Annotated in this window: 13 protein-coding genes and 3 pseudogenes; 9 read left to right on the top strand and 7 right to left on the bottom strand. The window is 60.9% G+C overall.

Translation table 11 applies throughout. The annotated features are described in order from the left end of the window. Window positions 1–357 precede the first annotated feature (357 nt). The 4 genes and pseudogenes from MTR72_RS35205 (at window position 358) to istB (ending at window position 4,168) form a co-directional block, all read left to right on the top strand. Entirely contained in the window at window positions 358–513 is a 156-nt protein-coding gene (locus tag MTR72_RS35205; protein WP_341511994.1) for a hypothetical protein, read from the top strand. A gap of 1,246 nt (window positions 514–1,759) precedes the next feature. Then, on the top strand, window positions 1,760–1,897 hold the full coding sequence (locus MTR72_RS35200; RefSeq protein WP_280966421.1) for a hypothetical protein: 138 nt from the start codon (window positions 1,760–1,762) through the stop codon (window positions 1,895–1,897). Window positions 1,898–2,015: 118 nt separating this feature from the next. Beyond that, complete coding sequence (istA, locus tag MTR72_RS35195) at window positions 2,016–3,311, top strand: IS21 family transposase (protein ID WP_280966422.1); 1,296 nt, start codon at window positions 2,016–2,018, stop codon at window positions 3,309–3,311. A gap of 20 nt (window positions 3,312–3,331) precedes the next feature. Then, window positions 3,332–4,168, top strand: a pseudogene (gene istB, locus MTR72_RS35190) (IS21-like element helper ATPase IstB). A 445-nt stretch (window positions 4,169–4,613) separates the two neighbouring features. Here the strand turns inward: istB and MTR72_RS35185 are convergent. After that, on the bottom strand, window positions 4,614–5,387 hold the full coding sequence (locus MTR72_RS35185) for a metallophosphoesterase family protein (RefSeq protein ID WP_280966423.1): 774 nt from the start codon (window positions 5,385–5,387) through the stop codon (window positions 4,614–4,616). After that, on the bottom strand, window positions 5,366–6,349 hold the full coding sequence (locus MTR72_RS35180) for a hypothetical protein (protein WP_280966424.1): 984 nt from the start codon (window positions 6,347–6,349) through the stop codon (window positions 5,366–5,368). The genes MTR72_RS35185 and MTR72_RS35180 overlap by 22 nt, the downstream gene beginning before the upstream one ends. Window positions 6,350–7,308: 959 nt before the next feature. On the opposite strand from MTR72_RS35180, the pseudogene MTR72_RS40620 reads away from it, so the two are divergent. The 4 genes and pseudogenes from MTR72_RS40620 to MTR72_RS35165 all read left to right on the top strand — a co-directional run. Further along, window positions 7,309–7,488, top strand: a pseudogene (locus tag MTR72_RS40620) (hypothetical protein); the annotation flags it as partial. 57 nt (window positions 7,489–7,545) lie between these two features. Continuing rightward, a pseudogene (locus tag MTR72_RS35175) lies at window positions 7,546–8,027 on the top strand (SOS response-associated peptidase family protein); the annotation flags it as partial. A gap of 903 nt (window positions 8,028–8,930) precedes the next feature. Beyond that, window positions 8,931–9,173 carry a hypothetical protein gene (locus MTR72_RS35170; protein ID WP_280966425.1) on the top strand — a complete coding sequence of 81 codons (243 nt, stop codon included), beginning with the start codon at window positions 8,931–8,933 and terminating at the stop codon, window positions 9,171–9,173. A 405-nt stretch (window positions 9,174–9,578) separates the two neighbouring features. Continuing rightward, entirely contained in the window at window positions 9,579–9,932 is a 354-nt protein-coding gene (locus MTR72_RS35165; protein ID WP_280971108.1) for a hypothetical protein, read from the top strand. A gap of 33 nt (window positions 9,933–9,965) precedes the next feature. Here MTR72_RS35165 and MTR72_RS35160 read toward each other — a convergent pair whose 3' ends face one another. The 4 genes from MTR72_RS35160 to MTR72_RS35145 all read right to left on the bottom strand — a co-directional run bounded on the left by MTR72_RS35160 (window position 9,966) and on the right by MTR72_RS35145 (window position 13,280). After that, a complete protein-coding gene (locus MTR72_RS35160) occupies window positions 9,966–10,238 on the bottom strand; it encodes a hypothetical protein (protein ID WP_280966426.1) in 273 nt (90 codons plus the stop codon). Between the two features lie 68 nt (window positions 10,239–10,306). Further along, entirely contained in the window at window positions 10,307–10,483 is a 177-nt protein-coding gene (locus MTR72_RS35155) for a DUF3606 domain-containing protein (RefSeq protein WP_280966427.1), read from the bottom strand. A gap of 210 nt (window positions 10,484–10,693) precedes the next feature. Further along, complete coding sequence (locus MTR72_RS35150; RefSeq protein ID WP_341511999.1) at window positions 10,694–10,903, bottom strand: ATP dependent DNA ligase; 210 nt, start codon at window positions 10,901–10,903, stop codon at window positions 10,694–10,696. A gap of 1,990 nt (window positions 10,904–12,893) precedes the next feature. Beyond that, a complete protein-coding gene (locus MTR72_RS35145) occupies window positions 12,894–13,280 on the bottom strand; it encodes a hypothetical protein (RefSeq protein ID WP_341511993.1) in 387 nt (128 codons plus the stop codon). A 726-nt stretch (window positions 13,281–14,006) separates the two neighbouring features. Between MTR72_RS35145 and MTR72_RS35140 the strand changes: the two genes are divergently transcribed. After that, window positions 14,007–15,425 carry an FAD-binding oxidoreductase gene (locus tag MTR72_RS35140; protein WP_280966429.1) on the top strand — a complete coding sequence of 473 codons (1,419 nt, stop codon included), beginning with the start codon at window positions 14,007–14,009 and terminating at the stop codon, window positions 15,423–15,425. Between the two features lie 289 nt (window positions 15,426–15,714). On the opposite strand, the gene MTR72_RS35135 is transcribed toward MTR72_RS35140, so the two are convergent. Continuing rightward, entirely contained in the window at window positions 15,715–18,804 is a 3,090-nt protein-coding gene (locus MTR72_RS35135; RefSeq protein ID WP_341511992.1) for an ATP-binding protein, read from the bottom strand. Between the last annotated feature and the right edge of the window lie 35 nt (window positions 18,805–18,839).

Genomic DNA, 18,839 nt, shown 5'->3' with positions numbered 1-18,839 from the left:
AATGTCGACGGTGAAATTATAGGTCGCATCGCAAGCGCCTCTTTGCGTCACGAAAATGAGGCTCCAGGAACCGTCGAATGCAGAGCGGGCTTGCGCGACGGAGAGGAACGCCACCAGGCAGCCCACAGCCGCCATACACGTGAAAAGCTTTTTCATTGTTTGCTCCTAGTTCCGGTGGGATGTCTGCCACGGGCCCATGAGCAGACCAATGCATCCCACGGGCGCTCACCGTGTAGAAGATCAAATAGATGTTCGTGATGACTTTTGCACACCCGCAGACGCAGTGGTTCAGCGCGGCTCGGAGCTACCACAGATCGACAATTTGCGAGGTGATCATGTTGCCGCTTTGATAGAGGTATGCCTCGCCCTGTACGACGTCATACGCCCACCCACGCCAACGGCCGCCCCGTCAAGATCACCTTCGACGAGATGCGCATGGACGTGCGTGGCATCCTCGTCTATTGCGCCGACTATCGGTGCCGCCATGGCGTTGCGCTGAGGGCTGATCGATAGTCAGACGACGTGCTGCGGCTATCGGATCTTGAGTCGCGGTTCTTGTCAGGCTTGCGGTAGAGGAGGCGCCGAATCCGGCCGGACTTCGATTGGAATACGCCGACAGTGCCAGCTATGGGTTACCTGAAACTCACGACCGAACATCCGTTCGCTGACCGGAAGCGGCAGCCCGCAGGTTGATCGAGTTGGCTGCGGTATCGAGCCCGGCTCAAGACGGTCGCATCCACATCAAGAAAATCAATGCTTCTTTTTTCTACACGGTCAAGGCAAGTGGTGAGGAGTTCAGCGCCGGCACTGGCTCGAGATGCACGAGAGCGGCACATTCGTGCGGCTGACCAAAGCTGGCGCACACGAATAGAAACGGCCCCAGCATAACCCTAAATGCCGGGGCCGTTGGAGGTTTGCTTGGCGGTAATGGGGGCGCCAAGCACCGCGAGACTAGGAAAACACTGCGATTCGTTCTGTTCGCTTTCGAACGAAGGAGGAACACAGTTCGTCAACGTCAGCGCGGGCGACATCGATTCGTAAAATGTGCCCCAATTTCCTATCTTCGGCTCATGCGTATGGCGTACGAGCTCGGTCTGGGGCCGGCGGGGCCTGCGGTACCATGCCGGCTGGAGCAACTCGGGCGATAACCGGCAGCTTCTAGAGGATCGTTCGGGCGATTACCGAGTTTTCCCGGTACACCAAGGGTCTTGGCCCCAGCTCATCATCCCTGATGACCTCAGAGAGCTGGGGTCCTTTTTGTTAGATCGCTGGAGGCAGATTAGGGCAGTCCGCTGACGGTCAGGGATTGCGCGCCGTGGGACGCGGCGGTGCTCTTCTCGAAAATTGAGGGCACCGTTGATTCACATATGTGCTCGCCGGAACCGATGGCCGACCGGAGGAATAGCTATTTGAATTAGGAGAGGCCGATGGTTCAAATCGCGTTCTTGGCCGCTGCAGCCCTAATGACGGCGGCTTGGCTCTATGCTCTGACCAAAGCAATGATTGTCCTGGGCGGTTGGCTGCTATCCTAACAAGAGCGGCCACTCCGCCACTTTGGAGGCAATCTTTGAACGGGCCGCTGCGGGCTGGGCAGCGGTCCTTCATTTTGGATAGGAACGTTCGCGCCGTTGCCAGGTTTTCCCGATGCCCTTAGCCAAGGGCAACCCCGATTGGCCCCAGCTCGTATCTCCCCCTGTCGAGCTGGGGTCTTCTTTTGTTGGCATTACACGCATCCGCGCTTTCGGAGTTTTTCCTAGCGTTGGGTACGCTGGATCTCGAATCGCTCGAGGCGGCCGACGGCCGCCTGACGCTCGTGCTGAGCCAGCCAAATCTCGAAAAGGAACAACACGCCAGCGAGCCCGGCGAGCCCGAAGTAAAGTTTGATCATCGCCAGTGAATGCGCCGCGGGGGCCGATGTTCCTTTGACTGCAGCGCGGAGTGTCGCGCGCCATGGAAAACTGCCCCCTCGGCGTCACGAGGAATTGCCCCTCCTCGGATAGCTGAGGAGAGAGTGAATGAAGCAGGAACGAATCACGGAAGGCTCGCCGTGGAGTGATCCACGGGGGCAGGTGATGAAGACGCCGGATGACGTGGCGGAGATGTTGCGCCTGAGGGCGTGCGGGTGGGGTCTGAAGCGGATTGCGCGGCAGCTGGGCTGCAGCCATCACACGGTGAAGGACTACGTGGCGGCGGGCGGGGTGAAGTCGCCTGAGCGGCCGAAGCGTCTCGACGGCCTTGAGGGTTGGCTGCGCGAGAGGCTCATTCGGCATCGCGGCAATGCCGATGTGGTGCGCCAGGGCCTGTTGGCCGAGAAAGGCGTGACCGTCAGCCGGCGAACGCTGCAACGCGCCGCGCAGCCCTATCGCCAGGCGCTGAAGGCGGAGGCGCTGGCGACGACGCGGTTTGAGACGCCGCCGGGCCGGCAGCTGCAGATCGACTTTGGGGAGCGCCTGGTCGAGATCGGAGGGGCGAAAGTCAAGGCATTCGTGTTCGTGGCAACGCTCGGCCACTCGCGACGGCTCCATGTGCGTGCGTTCCGGGCCGAGAGGCAGGAGCATTGGTTCGCCGGGCTCGAGAGCACATTCACGACCTTCAGCGGTGTGCCGGAGGAAGTGCTGATGGACAATCCTCGGGCGCTTGTCGTGCGCCACGACGCGGTGAGCCAGTCGGTTCAGTTTAACGACAAGCTGATAGCCTTCGCAAAACATTGGGGCTTCCGTCCTCGCGCTTGCGCGCCATATCGGGCGCGCACGAAGGGCAAGACCGAGAACGGCGTCGGCTACGTGAAGAAGAACGCGATCGCCGGTCATTCCTTCCCAAGCTGGGAAGCATTCGAGGCGCATCTCGACAGGTGGGAGCGTGAGGTTGCGAACGTTCGTATCCACGGCACGACCGGAGAGGCGCCGATCATCCGCTTCGCGCGTGACGAGATACATCGGTTGAAGCCGCTCGGCGGGCAGCCGTCGTTCGGATCCTTGCGTGAACTGACCCGTGTCGTCGGCAATGATTGCGCCGTCGAGATCGACACGAACAGCTACTCGGTGCCGTGGCGCCTGATCGGCGAGCGCGTGGCGGTGACGATCGCGGCCGGCGAAGTGCGGATCCGCCATGGATTGCACCAGGTTGCGGTCCACAAGCAATCGGAGGGGCGCCGGCTGCGGATCGTCGACTCCGCTCATCTCGATGGTGTTGCTGGTTGCAATGGCGCGGTCCGCCGAGCGGAGATCGCGGCGGTGCTGGCGCCGTCTCCACCGCCCTCATTGTTACGCCCTCTTGCCGAATGCGAAGCCGTGGTCGGAGGAAGCTTCTGATGGCGCGGGCAAAGAAGATAATGGAAGCAACGGCCGATCCGCTCGATGCCATGCTGGCGCGATTGCAGCTCTCCGGCATCCGCGATCAGCTCGACAGCCTGCTCGACGAGGCGGCGCGCGCGAACCTGTCGGCGCGTGAGACGCTGATCCTGCTGTGCGAGCGCGAGATCGCGCGCAAGGATCATCGCCGCATCGAGTGGCGCTGAAGCTCGCACACTTCCCGGCCGTGAAGGAGCTGGCGGGCTTCGACTTCGAGGCGCAGCCGTCGATCGATCCAAAGCAGATCCGCGACCTGGCCGCGTCACGTTGGATCGCCAACGGCGAACGTGCTGCTGCTCGGACCGCCGGGCGTCGGTAAGACGCATCTGTCGATCGCGCTCGGGCGAGAGGCGATCCTGGCCGGGTACACGGTGCAGTTCACCACCGCGACGACGCTGGTCGCGGGCCTTGCCAAGGCGCATGGCGAACGGCGTCTGGACGAGAAACTTCTCGCGCTCTCGAAGCCAAAGCTACTGATCGTCGACGAGCTCGGCTACCTGCCGCTGGAACCTGACGCGGCACATCTGTTCTTCCAACTGGTCAGCCGGCGCTACGAAACTGGCGCCATGCTGATCACCTCGAACCGCAGTGTTGCCGAATGGGGCGCCGTGTTCGCCGATCCCGTGGTCGCCACCGCGATCCTCGACCGGCTCTTGCACCACAGCCACGTGCTGACGATCCGCGGCGACAGTTACCGGCTCCGCGCCAAGCGCAAGAGCGGCCTCATCCAGCCGCCGCCCGCCGGTGACGGCCCTCCGGTCGGCTCCGCCTCCCTCCGGCCCGTCACCGTCGGAAACAACCTTCAACCGAGATCATAACCCAGATAGTGGGGGCAGTTCTTCATGACGCAAAGGGGGCAGTTCCGGATGGCGTTTGACAATATCGTGGCCTGTAGTAGCGGGGGAGCGCTACTTACGTTCCCCCCGACAGGATTTGCCCCAGTTTCTGATCTCGGTTGCATAGTTTCGGGGCTCTCGCATCTTGCCCGGAGAGCACGGCTGCGATCTTTGGCATGTTTCGCCGGGCGCTCGTCTGGCAAATCCGGAGCATGACCTGAAGTGGATAGCCCTGGGCCACGACGGTCTGGAGCGCCGGATCAAGTCGGAACTCAGGCGCGCGGAGGTGACGCTACGGGGGTCGCCGCGCGTTTGAACGAAGCCATGACTTGATCTGCAGTCGGCTTCGATGGACCGGTAATTGTTGCAGAGCAGTCGGCTTAGGTGTGATCGGTGGGTCGGTCCGGCAGCCCTTATCCCCGTTCACTCACGAACGGCCGAGGAGCTTGCGGCGCCAGCTGTAGTACCGATCACGCCAAAATCCGATACGGTATCCGGCCATGGCGGCTTTCGCTTCCGTCAGAGCGTCATCATACGACACGCGCAGGAACTCGATGGTCAGCAGGACGCTATCGAATAGTGCAAACTCCGCCAATTTCGGTTGAGGCTTGCGCGACGCGTCCAGCGATCCCGGGTTGATGAAATATTCGCGATCGGGATTCAATTTCACGACCCCGTTCGCGGGAAGCTCGCGGATGTCTCCACCCTCCCCGATCTCGAAGATTCTTTGCTGGTGCACATGACCGTAGAAGCAAATCTTGCGACCCGGAAGATCCGCGCGAAGGTGAGCAACGTTCTCCGCGATATGGTGGATGCCGGTCATATACTGCTGCACGTCGCGCACGCCGCCATGAACCAAAACTGCACGATCCTCGACAGGAAGGCTTCGCGGCAGCGAACGGAGGTACTCGACGGTGCCGGGCCGGAGCGAGCGGCGCGTGCGCTTGAGAGCATACATTGCCTTATTCGAGCAGCGCTCAAAACCAAGAATGCCGATGCCGATGAGATCGTGATTGCCCGCGATCGAGACTACCCCGCGCTCGCGCAAGATGGCAGTGCATTCGTCGGAGTCTGCGTTATAGCCAATGATGTCGCCGATACAAAGGAGCCGTTCGGGACCGTAAAGGTCGAGCGCCGTAAGAGCCGCGATCAGGGCCTCGCGATTGCCGTGGATGTCGCCTAGGATGCCGTAGAGAGCCATTGGCGCCACCATGCCATCATCAGTCTGAACAACTTGCGAACCTTCCGCACGAACGCCCGCACGAACACCAATGCAAACGGCGCGGGATCGCTCCACGCGAACACGTTGTAGACGGTTCGCGAGAAGAGGATCGAGGAAACCCAGTCCGCGAGGGTCAACTGCCCTTGCCGCGAAAGCGCGCGATAGGCGTGCCAATCGAGCGGCAGGTAGAGCCAGCGCGTGTCGGTGCGGTAGGAAAGGCGTGGCGGCCGCCTTCCGGCCACGACGTAATTATAGGCGACCTCCATGAGGTTGAGGCCGTTCGCCGCGCCGAGACAATGCCAGAGATTAAATCGCGCATTCACCTCCAGAGCGAAGTGCCGACCGGATAGCGCATCGGTCTTGAAGTCTATTTTGAAGGGGCCTTTCAGAGGTATCTGCTCGGCCAGTCGCCGTCCGAACGCCGCGAGTTCTTCGTCCTCGACCATCTCGATAAACGAGCTCTCGCCCGTGAGCGGCGGCGAGGTCCGCAACTTCCTGCCGACGAAGGAAGCAAGAACCTTGCCCTGCTCGTCGGAGATGCCATGGAATGACCATAGCTGGCGATCATCTCCCCGGATGTATTCCTGGAACACGAGCTGCCCCCGAAGGGGCGCAATGGAAGGATGGGCCATCGCCGCTCCGCCGTTCTCGAAAATGAGGGCCTTGCTGTGGTCGCCGAACAGCCGAACCTGCAGTGGCGAATGGTGCCAATCGGACTTCGAGCGCGGCTTCGCGAGCACCGGACCGACGATCTGGGAAAGCATATCCCAGTCAAGGCTGCGGGGCACGAGAACTCCTCTGGCGCGCGCGAGTTCGTCAAACCGATCCTTCGTCAGCAGCCCGATCGCGACGTCCGGATCGCACAGAAGCAGCAGAAACTTCTCCTGCAAGCGCTCGCGATGCATGCAGATGAGCTCGAGGAAGTAATCCTCGCCATACATCAGAGGAACACGGCGGCCGAGACGGCCCGATAGTCGCTCGCCGGCGTCAAGCAGCGCATCGAGCAGCGCAGTTGGTTCGCTGCGCGGCGGAAGAATGCAGCGGCCGCCGCAATAGCGTGAGGCGAATGTCGGATCATCGCCTTCGCTTGAGGCGACGATCGCCGGAATGCCCGCCATTCCCAGTGGCCGAAGCAAGACGGGGCCTGCCGCCAGCAGAACCGGTGGCCGCTTCGTCGTGATATGGCGATCCCTCACCTCGAGCATGCTGGCCATTGCTCCTGCTCCTGCCCGATCAAGCCGGCCAAAGCGTGTTGACCCGGCCGAGAGACCGCCCGCGCTAGCTGAGAGCGAAACAGCTTAGGAAGATCGTCAGCCAGCAAAGTCCAACTGGCCACGCCGCTTCCGCGCTATAGGACCGCGCGAGGGTAGCGGGAGTGTTGGGCTCGGCTCCAACGATGTTGGTTCGAGATGGGGACGAGCCCCTGGGAACCGGAATTGAACGGCGCTCCTAAAAGATCGTTCTCTAAACCGCCTGAGAGGGTGGGTACGCTCGACGGTTGAGATCGTGATTGCCGCCCATCCGTTTTCCTCCCGGTCTGAACTATGCTCTCAGATTGACAACAGCGCGCAGTCACGATTTCAAACCCCACGCTGTGGCTTAACGTTCGCTCCTCCCGTATGTGGGAGATCGTCGCATACGAAGCTGTGGTCCGCGCTGCGTCGCTACATGGCCGAACGGCGAGCGTGAACTCAAACGTACTTTAAATTATGAGGAGCTTAAATTTAAATTATGAGTTAGTTTTTGACACATATGTCAGCTTTCAGACTGGCGGGGCGCCTGTTTTCCGCAACGTCCAGGTACCACGGACCCGCGCAGCCATTCGAGATAGTAAGCTGATCGATCGAGACAACTGAAACATATTTCGTATTTACTTCGATACGATCAGCGGGGCGAAAAAGTGTTTGATGTCTATCGCAATGATAAATGCGACTTGCTCGTCCTAAGCAAAGGCTCTGCGATACCAGCGCTCAGCTCTAGGCATAAGTGGCGCAAGAGCAGAAAAAGCATTTCCAAAGTCAGCGACGAGATCAGGTTGGCCGTTCAGGGACAAGGGTATTACGTCCGTAGCTTGCGCGTTGATCTAGGTCGGCGTTGTGCAACCTCTACAGCATCACCACCAACCAAGCCGCGATCCCCGCCGCGCACGGGTGGCCCGCCGGTCACCAACATCCGCAATACGTCATCGCCGCACTGGCGCGGCTGGCTCAAGCCCGAGGACCGCTGCTTGGTCCTGCAAACAGCTTTGCAGAGTACGCCCCAGAGCCGAACCCGGAGACCAAGAAAAAGGACGTGGTCTGGTTTGCGCTCAATGAGAATCGCCCGCTGTTTGCGTTCGCAGGCATCTGGACCGAGTTCAAGGGCGACCGAGGTACAAAGTCCAAACCGATCCCGGGACCGCACAATGTCTATGGCTTCCTGACGACAACGCCGAACTCAGTGGTCGCGCCGATCCATCCGAAGGCGATGCCCGTCATCCTGATGACGGATGAGGAACGCGATGTCTGGATGCGAGCGTCGTGGAATGAGGCGAAGGCGCTGCAGCGACCACTAGCGGATGATGTGCTCAAGATCTTGGCGCGCGGGCCGGACAAGGAAGACAAGTCAACCACGATATGAAGAAGTACACTCAGGAACGTCCCTTCCCGGACGCAGAAGCCGCCGCGCGCAAGCTGGTCGAGATCGCCGCCGGCATCGAGCCCGTGCAGGACGCCGCATCCACATCGAAAAGATCAATGCGCCCTTCCTCTGCATGCTGAAGGCCAGCGGCGAGGAGTTCGGCGCCGAGATCAAGTGCGCCGTCGAACGTGGGTGGCTTGACCTGCACGTGAGCGGGACCTTCGTGCGCCTGTTGGCAAAATGATGAGCAAAGAAAGGCCCCAGCTCCGTAGGGGCAATGGGGGGATGAGCTGGGACCAATGCCCTGGGGGGAAGGGCATCGGGAAAACTTGGCAAACGCGCAAATGTTCCTTACCTTTGTGAAGAGCCGGAGGTAGTAGCGTAGAGGGGCCGCCATGGGCCATCGAGCGTCTACACCCGTTCAAGTACTGGTGGAAACGAGCGGAGCAGTTCCGCAGCAAGGCTGACCGCAGCCAAGTCGAGCACGCCAGAGAAGCACTGCACAAGGCGGCTCAAAATTATGAAGAGCTTGCGCGGCGCGCCGAGAAAATCCGCACCGAACAGGACTTAGAGGACCGCCGCCGTCGCGTCATTCAGAACTACGCGATCAGTGGACGATCAGCGCGGGATCATCCACGTTTCGACGGTAAAGAAGGACTTGGTCGGGGGCTGGCGACCCGAGCCCAGTACTGCGCCCCTCTTTCGAATTCATGGCAGCAGGAATTTGCCATTTTTCCCGGTTTCCGATCCTAGTATTCTACTTCGAGTTACCTCACTGCCTTCAACTGCATGCGCGCCGGCTTCAGGATCGACTTACACAAGCAGTGATTAGGAACGACGGGATCGTTGACCCGATTGGGAAGAAGCACGGCACCAAATCCGTGCTTTGCCCAGGAGGGGACGGTGTCAAGATCTCTGGTTTCGAAGGACGATCTCGAGCGTATTGCGCTGCAGGAGGTACGCAGTTTTCCCGGCACCGAAAACGTCCTCTCCGTCGAGATCGAATTTGAGGCCGGTGACCGCCCCGGCATAAACTGGAAACTGCATGTAATTGCGCAGGAGGACTGCGATCTCGCGCGCGTGCAGTATGCCGCAAAGACTACGGCTGGCCGGCTGAAACTTCGCTATGAGATCCGTTTGAACTAGCCTCCCGCGGGGTGCTCCGCAACTCGGTCCGCACCCCGCGCCGGTCTGCATACTTATAAACTTGGTCCGTTTCGCCTTCAGCGGCAAGCTTCAATGTGCCGGAAACGAACGCCGCCAATCTCATTCGTATCGATCAAAGATACCGCGCTTGCGGTCCGCGTGTTCTGCGAGCCTGTCCCACTCGGCCGCGAGACGCAGCCAAGCTTCCTTATCCGTTTCGCTCGCGCACTGGGCGGCTAGGTGAAGGCATTCCTCAGGCTTGCCTCTTGAACCTGTCGGCGTCCAATTGGGACACTGCATCTCCTATCGTCGTAACTTGCAACTATCGACAAGAGTTCCGCTTTTCAGAAGGCGGAACACTGGGTCATGATCGGAGTTTTCGTCGCGGTCATCCTGGAGTTGCGTATGCGTCAGTCACCTTCGGTCGTACCGCTCGATCGTGATATCTATCTTGTGCTGGAAGATTTTGGCGCCCGTGCCGGCTGCGCTTGGCGCGAGACCGACGAACAAGACGCCGACTTTGAAACCATCCTCCGCCATCTTCTGTCCGGCCAATACGCCTTTCCGGTGCGGATCATCGCCTTCAATGCGATCGAAGGGTGGTCGCGTGACGCAACGTCAGAACTCGCCGACGCGATTGCCCAACGCGCCGCTGATGCGGATGTTGACGTCTCGCCTTCGCTGCAAGCTTTCATCGCTGCCAATGCCACGAGACGGTTTGACGCTCAGCTAACGCTGCCCTTCCGAGGCGCTGCTTGAACTCAGAGTGTTGGTGTGGGTCTCCGGCCCTCATCAGTGGCGCGTCATCTTCGGCTCGCCCTCAACTTCTTCAATGATCCGCTCGACGTCGGGCTCGTCGAAGGGGGCGGTCCTGTTGCACGCGCACGGTTCGCCCGCTCCGCATTGACAGCCGAACTCTGCGCTCCAAGCGCGATTGGGGTGGTTCTCACAAACCCAGCCAAGCTTAGCGACAAGCTTTAGAACTTCGACGATCAGGGCTGACAGCGCAAGTGCCGTCGCGAGATCCAGCAGGAGGAGCAGTGACGCGCGCTCGGCGTCCCTCACGTCAGCCCTCGATATAAAGAACGCGCGGGCTTTGCTCCAAAGACCGCAAGCATACCGCGCGCCTCCGGTTATGCCGACAGCTCTTTCCGAACCGCAGCGGCCGAATTGCCGACCTTATCGACGGCTCTCTGCAGCTCCTCCTTCGAAACACCCAGCTCCTTCGTCCAGTTCTTGACCTCGAAGTCCTCATGCATGTTGATCTTGCTACGGTCTCGCTGGTCCTTTTTCGTGAGGTTGTCGCTCATCTTCCTCCTCCATGGCCTGTATGAGCCGTTCGTCATCGAGAACGTCCAACAGGTCATTGATTGTTTTGTTGCAGTCGCACGGGCCGGGCTCGACGTAGCTTGCGAGAATAGCCTGAGCCTCTTTGACGGCTTGCCTTACGCGATCCGGTTTCATGCCGGCACTCCAGTCACCAAGCAAGAAAACTCGCTTAGAAGCGACGCGTTCCTTTGCTAAGCCCTTTGAACGAGCCAGCCCTTAGCAAACCCTCTGCCGTGATTATCCCGATACTCGATGTCGGCATAGAACTTCGGCTCAACCCAAGTGGCCTTCGGCTTCCTGATCGGCTTCGTCAACTTGGATATCGGGCTAACGACGGTATCGAGCTGCTTGCGGGTTTGGCTGGATACTGTGCGGGACCAACCGGTCCCAACCTTGCCAATCTAGACCAACTCTTTGCCTTACTGCTTGCCGAGATAGAGCGCGGCAACACCGGTCGGGTCCTTGATGAACCCAACCACTGGGACTTTTCCCGGTGTATACGGTTTTGACCTTTACCCAAGCTTCTGTTCGCTCTGAACCTAGATTGTTGCCCCTGCGCCTTCCCACATCACTCTCACCCCGGCGGCGGCCTTTTCGCGAAAATACTTCTTAGTGGAGGCCCACAGAGGTCTACACGCGCGGAATTGCCAGTGACGTCCGAGATATCTCCAAACGAGATACGCCAGACGGTGTTCGGATAGCTGCCGGAGCACACCAAATGCGTTGTATCTGATGCGTAGTTGGCGCAGCGTCTTAGACACTGCTTAGCCAGCGCAACTTGGCGCTCGGGGCAGCTCAGGCCAGTTCTCTTGTCTTCAGCCCTGTTGGCATCGTCCTCGAATAAGCAATCCCGCAACTGCGCACTCCGGGTCAACTCTTTCACACATTGATTGGTCGCCTCATCGAGCTGTGCTTGGGTTGGATTTGTCGATGAGCAATGCTGGGGGATCTGACGTGGGGGCACGTAAGTACGCGTGCGCAGCGGGTGGGCGAGCACCGCGCTTTCTCGGAACTTGCCGCTAGGGCGAGAGGACCCGGCGGACGGTATTCGAGGACTCTCAACGCAGGCGACGGGAACGCATCTGGTCCACAGCGGACCCGTGGTCACGCACCGATTACTTTCTGGCGCACAGCCGGCGGGGCAACAGGCCTGGGCAAACGCGGACGATGATAGCAGCGCATATGCCACAATTTGGATTACCAACTGGAGCTCTCGCATTTCATCCAGCCACTCCGCTCGCGCCCAACGTTATGCGGCCGGCCCCCGAAGTGCCGCGGAGCGCTCAGGGCGCCAATTGCGGGTCCGTCAGTGGAGACTGCTGATAGTACGATCAGCGGCCATTTGCTTGGTCAGTCGCAGCGCCGCTCTCTTTGCTGGATCATGCGGCCATCCCGTTCAACCGTAGTGGTTACCGTGCGACAGCGCTGCCGTGGACCTACAGTGACACCACCAGGGCCCACGCCAACCGTTGTATCGGACTCGTGCCGCCCGCGACGATTCCAATCATAGTCCCTATCGCGGTCACGTCCCACCTGAACATCGACGCCTTGAGCAATCTTGACGCCTTGGGCCGTGGCCGGAGCGATGGTTGGGGCAGTAACCAGCACCGCTGAGGCTGCCGCTAGGGCAAGAGCGATCCTCATCATGTGGAAGTCCTCCTCGGGCTTGACAGAGAGGTGAAACGGACAAGAGCACCGAGGGTTCCTCTGGCCGGGCACGGCGCAACGACACCCTAGCTGTTGCTACGGCCGAAATAAAAGCCTGCGCGGAAATCGCCGTTTGTATTCCCGCACGTTCAGCTATCCCCCGAGCTCCAACATCGACGAGAGATAGAGATATCCGGAAAAACTATGCAATGTCACAACCGGAGGGGGCGGTCGAGCATACGCTTTCGGCTTTGCGTTCAAGAGCTGACGTCCGAATGCAAATGACTACGTAAGAATAAGGGCCCCGACGATTTGCACGTTCGGGGCCCTTCAAGATCCTCGGGCCGGTTACATCCGCCGTGCCTGACGATCTAGATGTCGCTAATTACCGCACCTGATCTTGCATAGCGTGTCGTCGGACCGACATCGATGTGATCACTGTGCTCGAATTCCGCGTTTCGAGCCCAAACCGCTTGCGTCGCGTGGCAATGACCCTCCTGGACAACTCGTACTCCAACTGACGCGCGATCATTCGCGCCCGCGTAGCCTCGGCGATAGTGCGTGGAATACCGGAAGGCATTTCGTTGACGATCAGTCGAGCGACGCTTTCAGGCACGTCTTCGGGGCTGCCGAACCAGCCTCGATTCTGTGCAACGTGCGGAAAGGCTCGGCGCCAGGCGGACAGAACTTCAAGTCATCCTCCTTTCTAGGACCGAACGAAGCCCTTGAAGCTCGGCTCAGGCTTCACGGGGGGTACTTGAAATGCGGTTCAGCGGGCGCCTGGGCCGGCGGCGGAACGTGCTGATCATCGCCGCGCGGCAGGGTCCCGGGCGCCGTGCCGGCGATCACAGCATCCGCGTGGGCGCAAAGCAGCTTGGTTACCAACTCCAATGCCGCTAGCACTCCTACGAGACAAGTCGCGACGAACTTGTCGAGCCCGAGAGCGTCGTAGACGAGCGGGACGGCGCGAGCGGCATGCTCGGAAAGTCGCGCAGCCGAATTGTTGAACTCCGCCCCGACGTCCGTCAGCTTGCCAACCAGACGATCGATTTCGGCAGCCGTTTCTGCGCGCAGCTTCTTGTCAGCGGCGTCCTCCTTGGCGCGTTCAAGATCGGCGAGCTGCTGGTTCATCTCCGTCAATGCAGTCTTGAGGGTCGCGGCACGATCCTGGGCGGCGCGCAGTGAAGCCTCCGCAGCATCAAGGCCGGCATCGTCGCTGCTCAGGGCGCTTTCCTTGGCCTGTCGCGTGGCGAGCCATGGCTTGTTCGCATTCGGCGAGCTTCGTAGTGAGCCGGTCACGGTTGGCCGTTGCGGCGTCAATGTCGCGCTGGATGGTCTTTTGGGAGTCGATTTAAAAATGCCCATTGCTGATCCTGTCCTTTCGCGATCACGTTACGCGAGGAAAGGACCGCTTTGCAGGGGGCATTTTCCAACGAAATACAACCGGCGTTATGTCCGCTTTTGGGGCCGGAAGCAGTCGGAGGACGAAACGCGGCGAACGTCCGCGATGGGCCACCTCCGGACTCATGCATCGCAGCAATGACGCGCGATGTTCAGGTGGAGACCATCGTCGGCTCCGGCGCCATCGAACTCGACGGTTCTTAGGATCTGTGGGAACGGTTCGAAAGCTGGCTTGTGCGGAGCGGATTTGCCGAGATCAGGGACGCTAGGCGCCCGATACGGCTGCCGCCGACCGTACTTGATCCGAGCGGCCCGGCAGTTTTGGGGGTCCAGTTTAAGCTCCCTTAGTCGATCCAATGAGTATAGATTTTGGACCGGTAGGAGACGAGGAGCATAAGAAATTAGAACTCAAAATATCGGTGTCCTCCGCAATGGCGTGGAAATTGGAGAGTCGTCATGGCCGATGTTCTCGCCCAGCAGCCCGAGTACAGACTGAGTCAAGCGGCAGTCGCGGACCTTCGTACAGCGCTTCGCGGCGCCCTCCTGCAACCCCCCGACGCTGGATACCGCGAAGCGCGCTCGATCTGGAACGGCATGATCGCCAGAGAGCCGGCGCTCATCGCCCGGGTAAGCGGCGCGTCGGACGTTGTCACCTGTGTGAACTTCGCCCGCGAGAACGGACTGCCGCTGTCTATTCGAGGCGGTGGGCACAATATTGCTGGCACCGCGCTCTGCAACCGCGGGCTGATGATCGACATGAGCGTGCGGCGCGGTGTGCGCGTCGACCTCGGCAAACGCATCGTGCGCGCAGAGGGCGGCGCCACCTGGGGGGATGTCGACCACGAGTCGCAGCCCTTCGGCTTGGTGGTTCCGGGCGGCATTGTGTCGAAGACTGGTGTTGCCGGGTTCACGATGGGCGGCGGATTCGGTTGGACCTCCCGCAAGTACGCATATGCCGCGGACAATCTCATTTCCGTCGATATTGTCACCGCAGACGGCGAGCGCCGCCATGCCAGCGAGACCGAGAACGCCGATCTTTTCTGGGCGCTGCGGGGCGGCGGCGGCAATTTTGGCGCGGTCACGTCCTTCGAGTTTCGGGCACATCCACACGGACCGCAGGCGCTATGCGGGATGGTTGTGTACCCGATGGCGCAAGCGCGCGACGTTGCGCATGAGTTTCGTCGGATCACTGCCACGGCGCCGGACGAGTTGTGCTGTTTGCTCATCCTGCGCATTGCCCCGCCCGCGCCATTCCTGCCCGAGGAACTGCACGGCACTCCAATAGCGGCGATTGCCGTATGCTGGACCGGCGATCAGTCCGCCGGACAGGATGCGATGCGTGCGCTCAAGACCTTCGGCAAGCCGGCCGCCGACACGATCACGATGAAGCCGTTCATCGCGCATCAGACCATGCTCGATTCCGGCCAGCCGTTCGGCCGCCGCTATTACTGGAAGTCGGATTTCTTTGCCGACATGAGCGAGCGCCTGATCGATGCGATGGTCGAGCACGCCGAACGTATTACCTCACAGCATTCCGCTGCTCTCTTCATGCACATGGGCGGCGCTCCCGCCCAACTCGATCGCGGGCTCAACGCCGTCGGCTTCCGGACGGCCCAATATGTGTTGAACGTGCAGGCGGCCTGGGAGGATCCGCAGGAGGATAGCCGTCATATCGAGTGGGCGCGCGAATACTGGGCGGCAATCCATCCGTTTTCGAGCGGCACCGCTTACATCAATTTCATGACCGAAGACGAGGGCGACGCCCGCGTGCGCGCCGCCTATGGTGATCGGCTCTACGCGAGGCTCGCCGAGATCAAGGCCAAATTCGATTCGGGAAACCTATTTCACGGCGCACAGAACATCGCGCCGCGATAGACATGCGTCGACACCGTCGAGGCGACCAGGGCGACTGGAGGGATGTGTCGTGCAGGATCACAGGGTCATCGTCACATCATCACCAGGTCCATCACTGAGTAAGCCAGGTGCTGGCGGCCGGCACGAATTGGCCCGTTGGCTGCATCATTAGCTAGTTGCTGCGTGACCGCAGTGGGTTATCCAACACGCTTTCGCTCGGGGCGCCGCGCCCGCAGCTCCCCAAAAACCGACCTGAGTCTTAAGGCATTGCCTTTGACGCGACAGGCCACAAGGCGACATGCTGGCCGATTTACGTCAGTTCGTCGAGCAATGCCTTTGCGGCTCTTAGGTCGGCGGTTTCGAAGCCCTCAGTGAACCAGCCGAACGTTGGAGTGAGCAACGCGCGGGCGTCACTGCGCCGCCCTTGATCGCACCACAGGTGCGCGAAGCTTAGAGCTGCGCGAAGCTCCAGCGACTTGGCGCCCTGCGTGCGGGTTGTTGCTATAGCCTGCGCAAAGCACGCTTCGATCTCAGGGGCCGAAGCGCCCTGGACTCGCAAAAGTTCTCCCTCGATGCGGGTGAGTTCCCCCTCCCACATGTGTTCCTGATTTCTCGCGACGAGGTCCTTCGCCTCGGCAACGACGCGCAGCCCTCGTTCGGCCTGACCTGCCTGCGCATAGGCTGCCGCGAGCATGCAGAGATACCGGGCTTGATACCAACTAACGCCGAGTGCGGTGCGTTCCGCGGCGTTCTGGCACATGAGCGCAATGCCTGCCTCTGCGGCACCCTGCCGGACCATGACCCAGCCGCGAAGGATCAGACCGTTCACGCGCCAATAGCCCAGGCTGTGCCGATCGGCGAGTTCAGCGATCACATCGGCATGCGCTCGCACGCCCGGGACATCACCGAGCAGCTCGTCCAAGCCGGCGCCAGCGAAATTGTGGACGTGCGCAGTGAGGTTTGCTTGATCCAACTCCGCGGCGCAGCGGAACGCCGCGGCACTCGCATGACGCGCTTGTTCGGGAAACCCGAGAATCCAGAGGACCAGGGCAAGATAGGTGAGGGCCGAGACTTTCGGGTCGTGAACATAATGCACTGGTTGCGATCGATGCTGACGCGCGTCATACAGGCGCAGGATCGTCTCGAACTCGGACCGCGCCTTGGAAAACGCCCCGGAATGCATGGCCGTGATCCCGGCCAAGCGGTGGCTCGCAAAGCGAACTACCGGATTCGGCAGGCGCTCCGATACCTGTCGTGCCTCGTCGCTCAGTCGCTGCATCATGGGATAGTCGCCGCGCACGAAGTAATAGACAAACTCGCCGCTGAGGGTTGCGACCAGAGGCTCCGCCTCACCGAGACGCTCGCAGAGGACACGTGCCCGGCTGTAGGCGGAACCCGTTTGCGGCGCGGAATAGCCGTGCACGGCGATCAGAGGCGTGCCGAGTGCGATCTGATACGCGAGTTCCCGCCGGTCCCGCTCGGGGCTGTCCGGAAGCGTTAGCAGTGCCTCCAACCCGCGGCTCAGATGCCGGATGGCTTCTAGATTGGCCGAACGTTGGGCGGCGCGCTCGCCGGCTTTCAGCCAATAGCCGATGGCGTGCTCGATCCGGCGTGCTTCCATGAAATGGAAAGCCAGAACTTCCGGCTCGCGCGCAACCCGCTCGGGAAAGCATCGCTCCACTGCTTCGGCAATGCGCGCATGCAGCTGTTGCCGATCGCTGCGCAGAAGCGTGCTGTAGGCGGCGTCCTGCACCAGAGCATGCTTGAATGTGTAAACGGACTCCGGCGGCGTCCCGCGTTGGAACACCAGTTCAGAGGTGACGAGCCGAGCCAATTCGTGCTGCAGCTCCCGCTCGGCTCCGCCGGCGATGGCACTGAGCAACTCATAGGAAAACTCACGGCCTATGGCGGCGCCGGTCTGCGCCACTTGCTTGGCACCTGCACCAAGCCGATCGAGCCGCGCCATGAGGGACGCCTGCAGAGTCGAGGGCTGAGCCAGCGCTGAAATGGATCTGCCCCCGGCGCCGTGGCTATCCCCATAGTCCTCCAATACGGCTTTGGTTAGCTCCTCGACAAAGAGCGGCACGCCATCGGTGCGATCGACGATCTCTTTCACGGCATCTGCGGGCAAAGTCTTGTCGCCCGCAACCCGCCGCACGAGCATTGCGCCCTGGTGCTGGGCCAGACGGCGAAGAGCGAGGAACGTGACGTGCGACCGTCCCGCCCATGGCTGCTGAAACTCAGGTCGGAAGGTGATCAGTAGCAGCATTGGTAGACCCGCCACACGATCGTCGATCCAGTGCACGTCCTCGTAGATCATCAAGAGAGGCTGGTGCCGGGTTAAGGCTGCGAGCTGGCGAAGCAGCGCCTCGAATGTCTCCTCCTTCTTTCGCTGCGGATTGAGTTCACTTGGCGTGTACAGATCGCCGGCAGGAATCTGCAGCAATTCGGCCAGTAGAGTCATATCCGCGATTGGCAATGATGTCGGTGCCGGCAGCGTCTCCAGCTTGTGGAACTTGATCTCGGGCGTGTCGTCGCGCTCAAACCCGGCGGCTCGTTCTAGCTGCACGATGGTCGGGTACAGAGCACTGTCCCGGTGATGTGGTGAGCAGAAGTAGCGCAATCGGACGTAAAGCTCATCGGCCAGCCGTTCTTGGAACGCAACGCTCAAGCGTGACTTTCCAATACCCGGTTCGCCCGTGAGTAAGACGACCTGCCCTTTTCCTTCCTTGGCCTGTTTCCAGCGCCGGAGTACCAACTGGATCTCGTCCTCACGGCCGACAAACGAGGTCAGAGTGGCGGCGGAATGCAGAGCCTCGAACCGGCTATCGACCACGCCTTCGCCCCGCACGCGCCACGCGGCCACCGGCGCGGCGAAGCCCTTTAGTTCGCGCTCGCCGAGTCCCTCATAGTCGAAGATTCCGCCCGTCAACCTGTGCGTCCTTGCGTCGATTACCACATCGCCTGGCTCCGCCAAGGCTTGCAGCCGCGCCGCGAGATTCGGTGTCTCGCCCACGACACCGCGCTCGTAAGATTCGCCGGCGCCAACAAGATCGCCTACAACCACAAGGCCTGTGGCGATGCCGACGCGCACCCTTAGAGTCCCGCCCGGCGCAGCCGATACCGGCCGCGGGATTGCCGCAATCTTCAACCCGGCACGGATAGCCCGCTCGGTATCGTCCTCATGCGCTCGTGGGTAGCCGAAGTAGGCCAACACCCCATCGCCCATGTACTTGGCGACGAAGCCATCGAAGCGGCCAACTACCCTCGCAACGTCTTTGTGGTACTCTCCGATCACCTCGCGCAGGTCTTCGGGATCGAGTCGTGATGCAAGCGCGGTTGAGCCGACGAGGTCGCAGAACATGACCGTCAGCTGCCGGCGCTCTGCACCCGCAGACATCAGGCTGCACGTCACCGCCCCCGTGGAAGACCGTG

The organism is Bradyrhizobium sp. ISRA442 (genome assembly GCF_038085055.1).
Taxonomy (GTDB): Bacteria; Pseudomonadota; Alphaproteobacteria; order Rhizobiales; family Xanthobacteraceae; genus Bradyrhizobium.
The sequence above is the reverse complement of the archived record's forward strand: the minus strand, read 5'-3'. Positions and strand labels throughout refer to the sequence as shown.

What these genes read in the sequence shown, in the direction of transcription:
- MTR72_RS35145 (WP_341511993.1), bottom strand. Translation starts at nt 13,280, where the DNA reads ATGAACCAGCAGCTCGCCGATCTTGAACGCGCCAAGGAGGACGCCGCT.
- MTR72_RS35140 (WP_280966429.1), top strand. Translation starts at nt 14,007, where the DNA reads ATGGCCGATGTTCTCGCCCAGCAGCCCGAGTACAGACTGAGTCAAGCG.
- MTR72_RS35135 (WP_341511992.1), bottom strand. Translation starts at nt 18,804, where the DNA reads ATGTCTGCGGGTGCAGAGCGCCGGCAGCTGACGGTCATGTTCTGCGAC.
- MTR72_RS35205 (WP_341511994.1), top strand. Translation starts at nt 358, where the DNA reads ATGCCTCGCCCTGTACGACGTCATACGCCCACCCACGCCAACGGCCGC.
- MTR72_RS35180 (WP_280966424.1), bottom strand. Translation starts at nt 6,349, where the DNA reads ATGTATGGCGAGGATTACTTCCTCGAGCTCATCTGCATGCATCGCGAG.
- MTR72_RS35185 (WP_280966423.1), bottom strand. Translation starts at nt 5,387, where the DNA reads ATGGCTCTCTACGGCATCCTAGGCGACATCCACGGCAATCGCGAGGCC.
- MTR72_RS35155 (WP_280966427.1), bottom strand. Translation starts at nt 10,483, where the DNA reads ATGAGCGACAACCTCACGAAAAAGGACCAGCGAGACCGTAGCAAGATC.
- MTR72_RS35165 (WP_280971108.1), top strand. Translation starts at nt 9,579, where the DNA reads ATGCGTCAGTCACCTTCGGTCGTACCGCTCGATCGTGATATCTATCTT.
- istA (WP_280966422.1), top strand. Translation starts at nt 2,016, where the DNA reads ATGAAGCAGGAACGAATCACGGAAGGCTCGCCGTGGAGTGATCCACGG.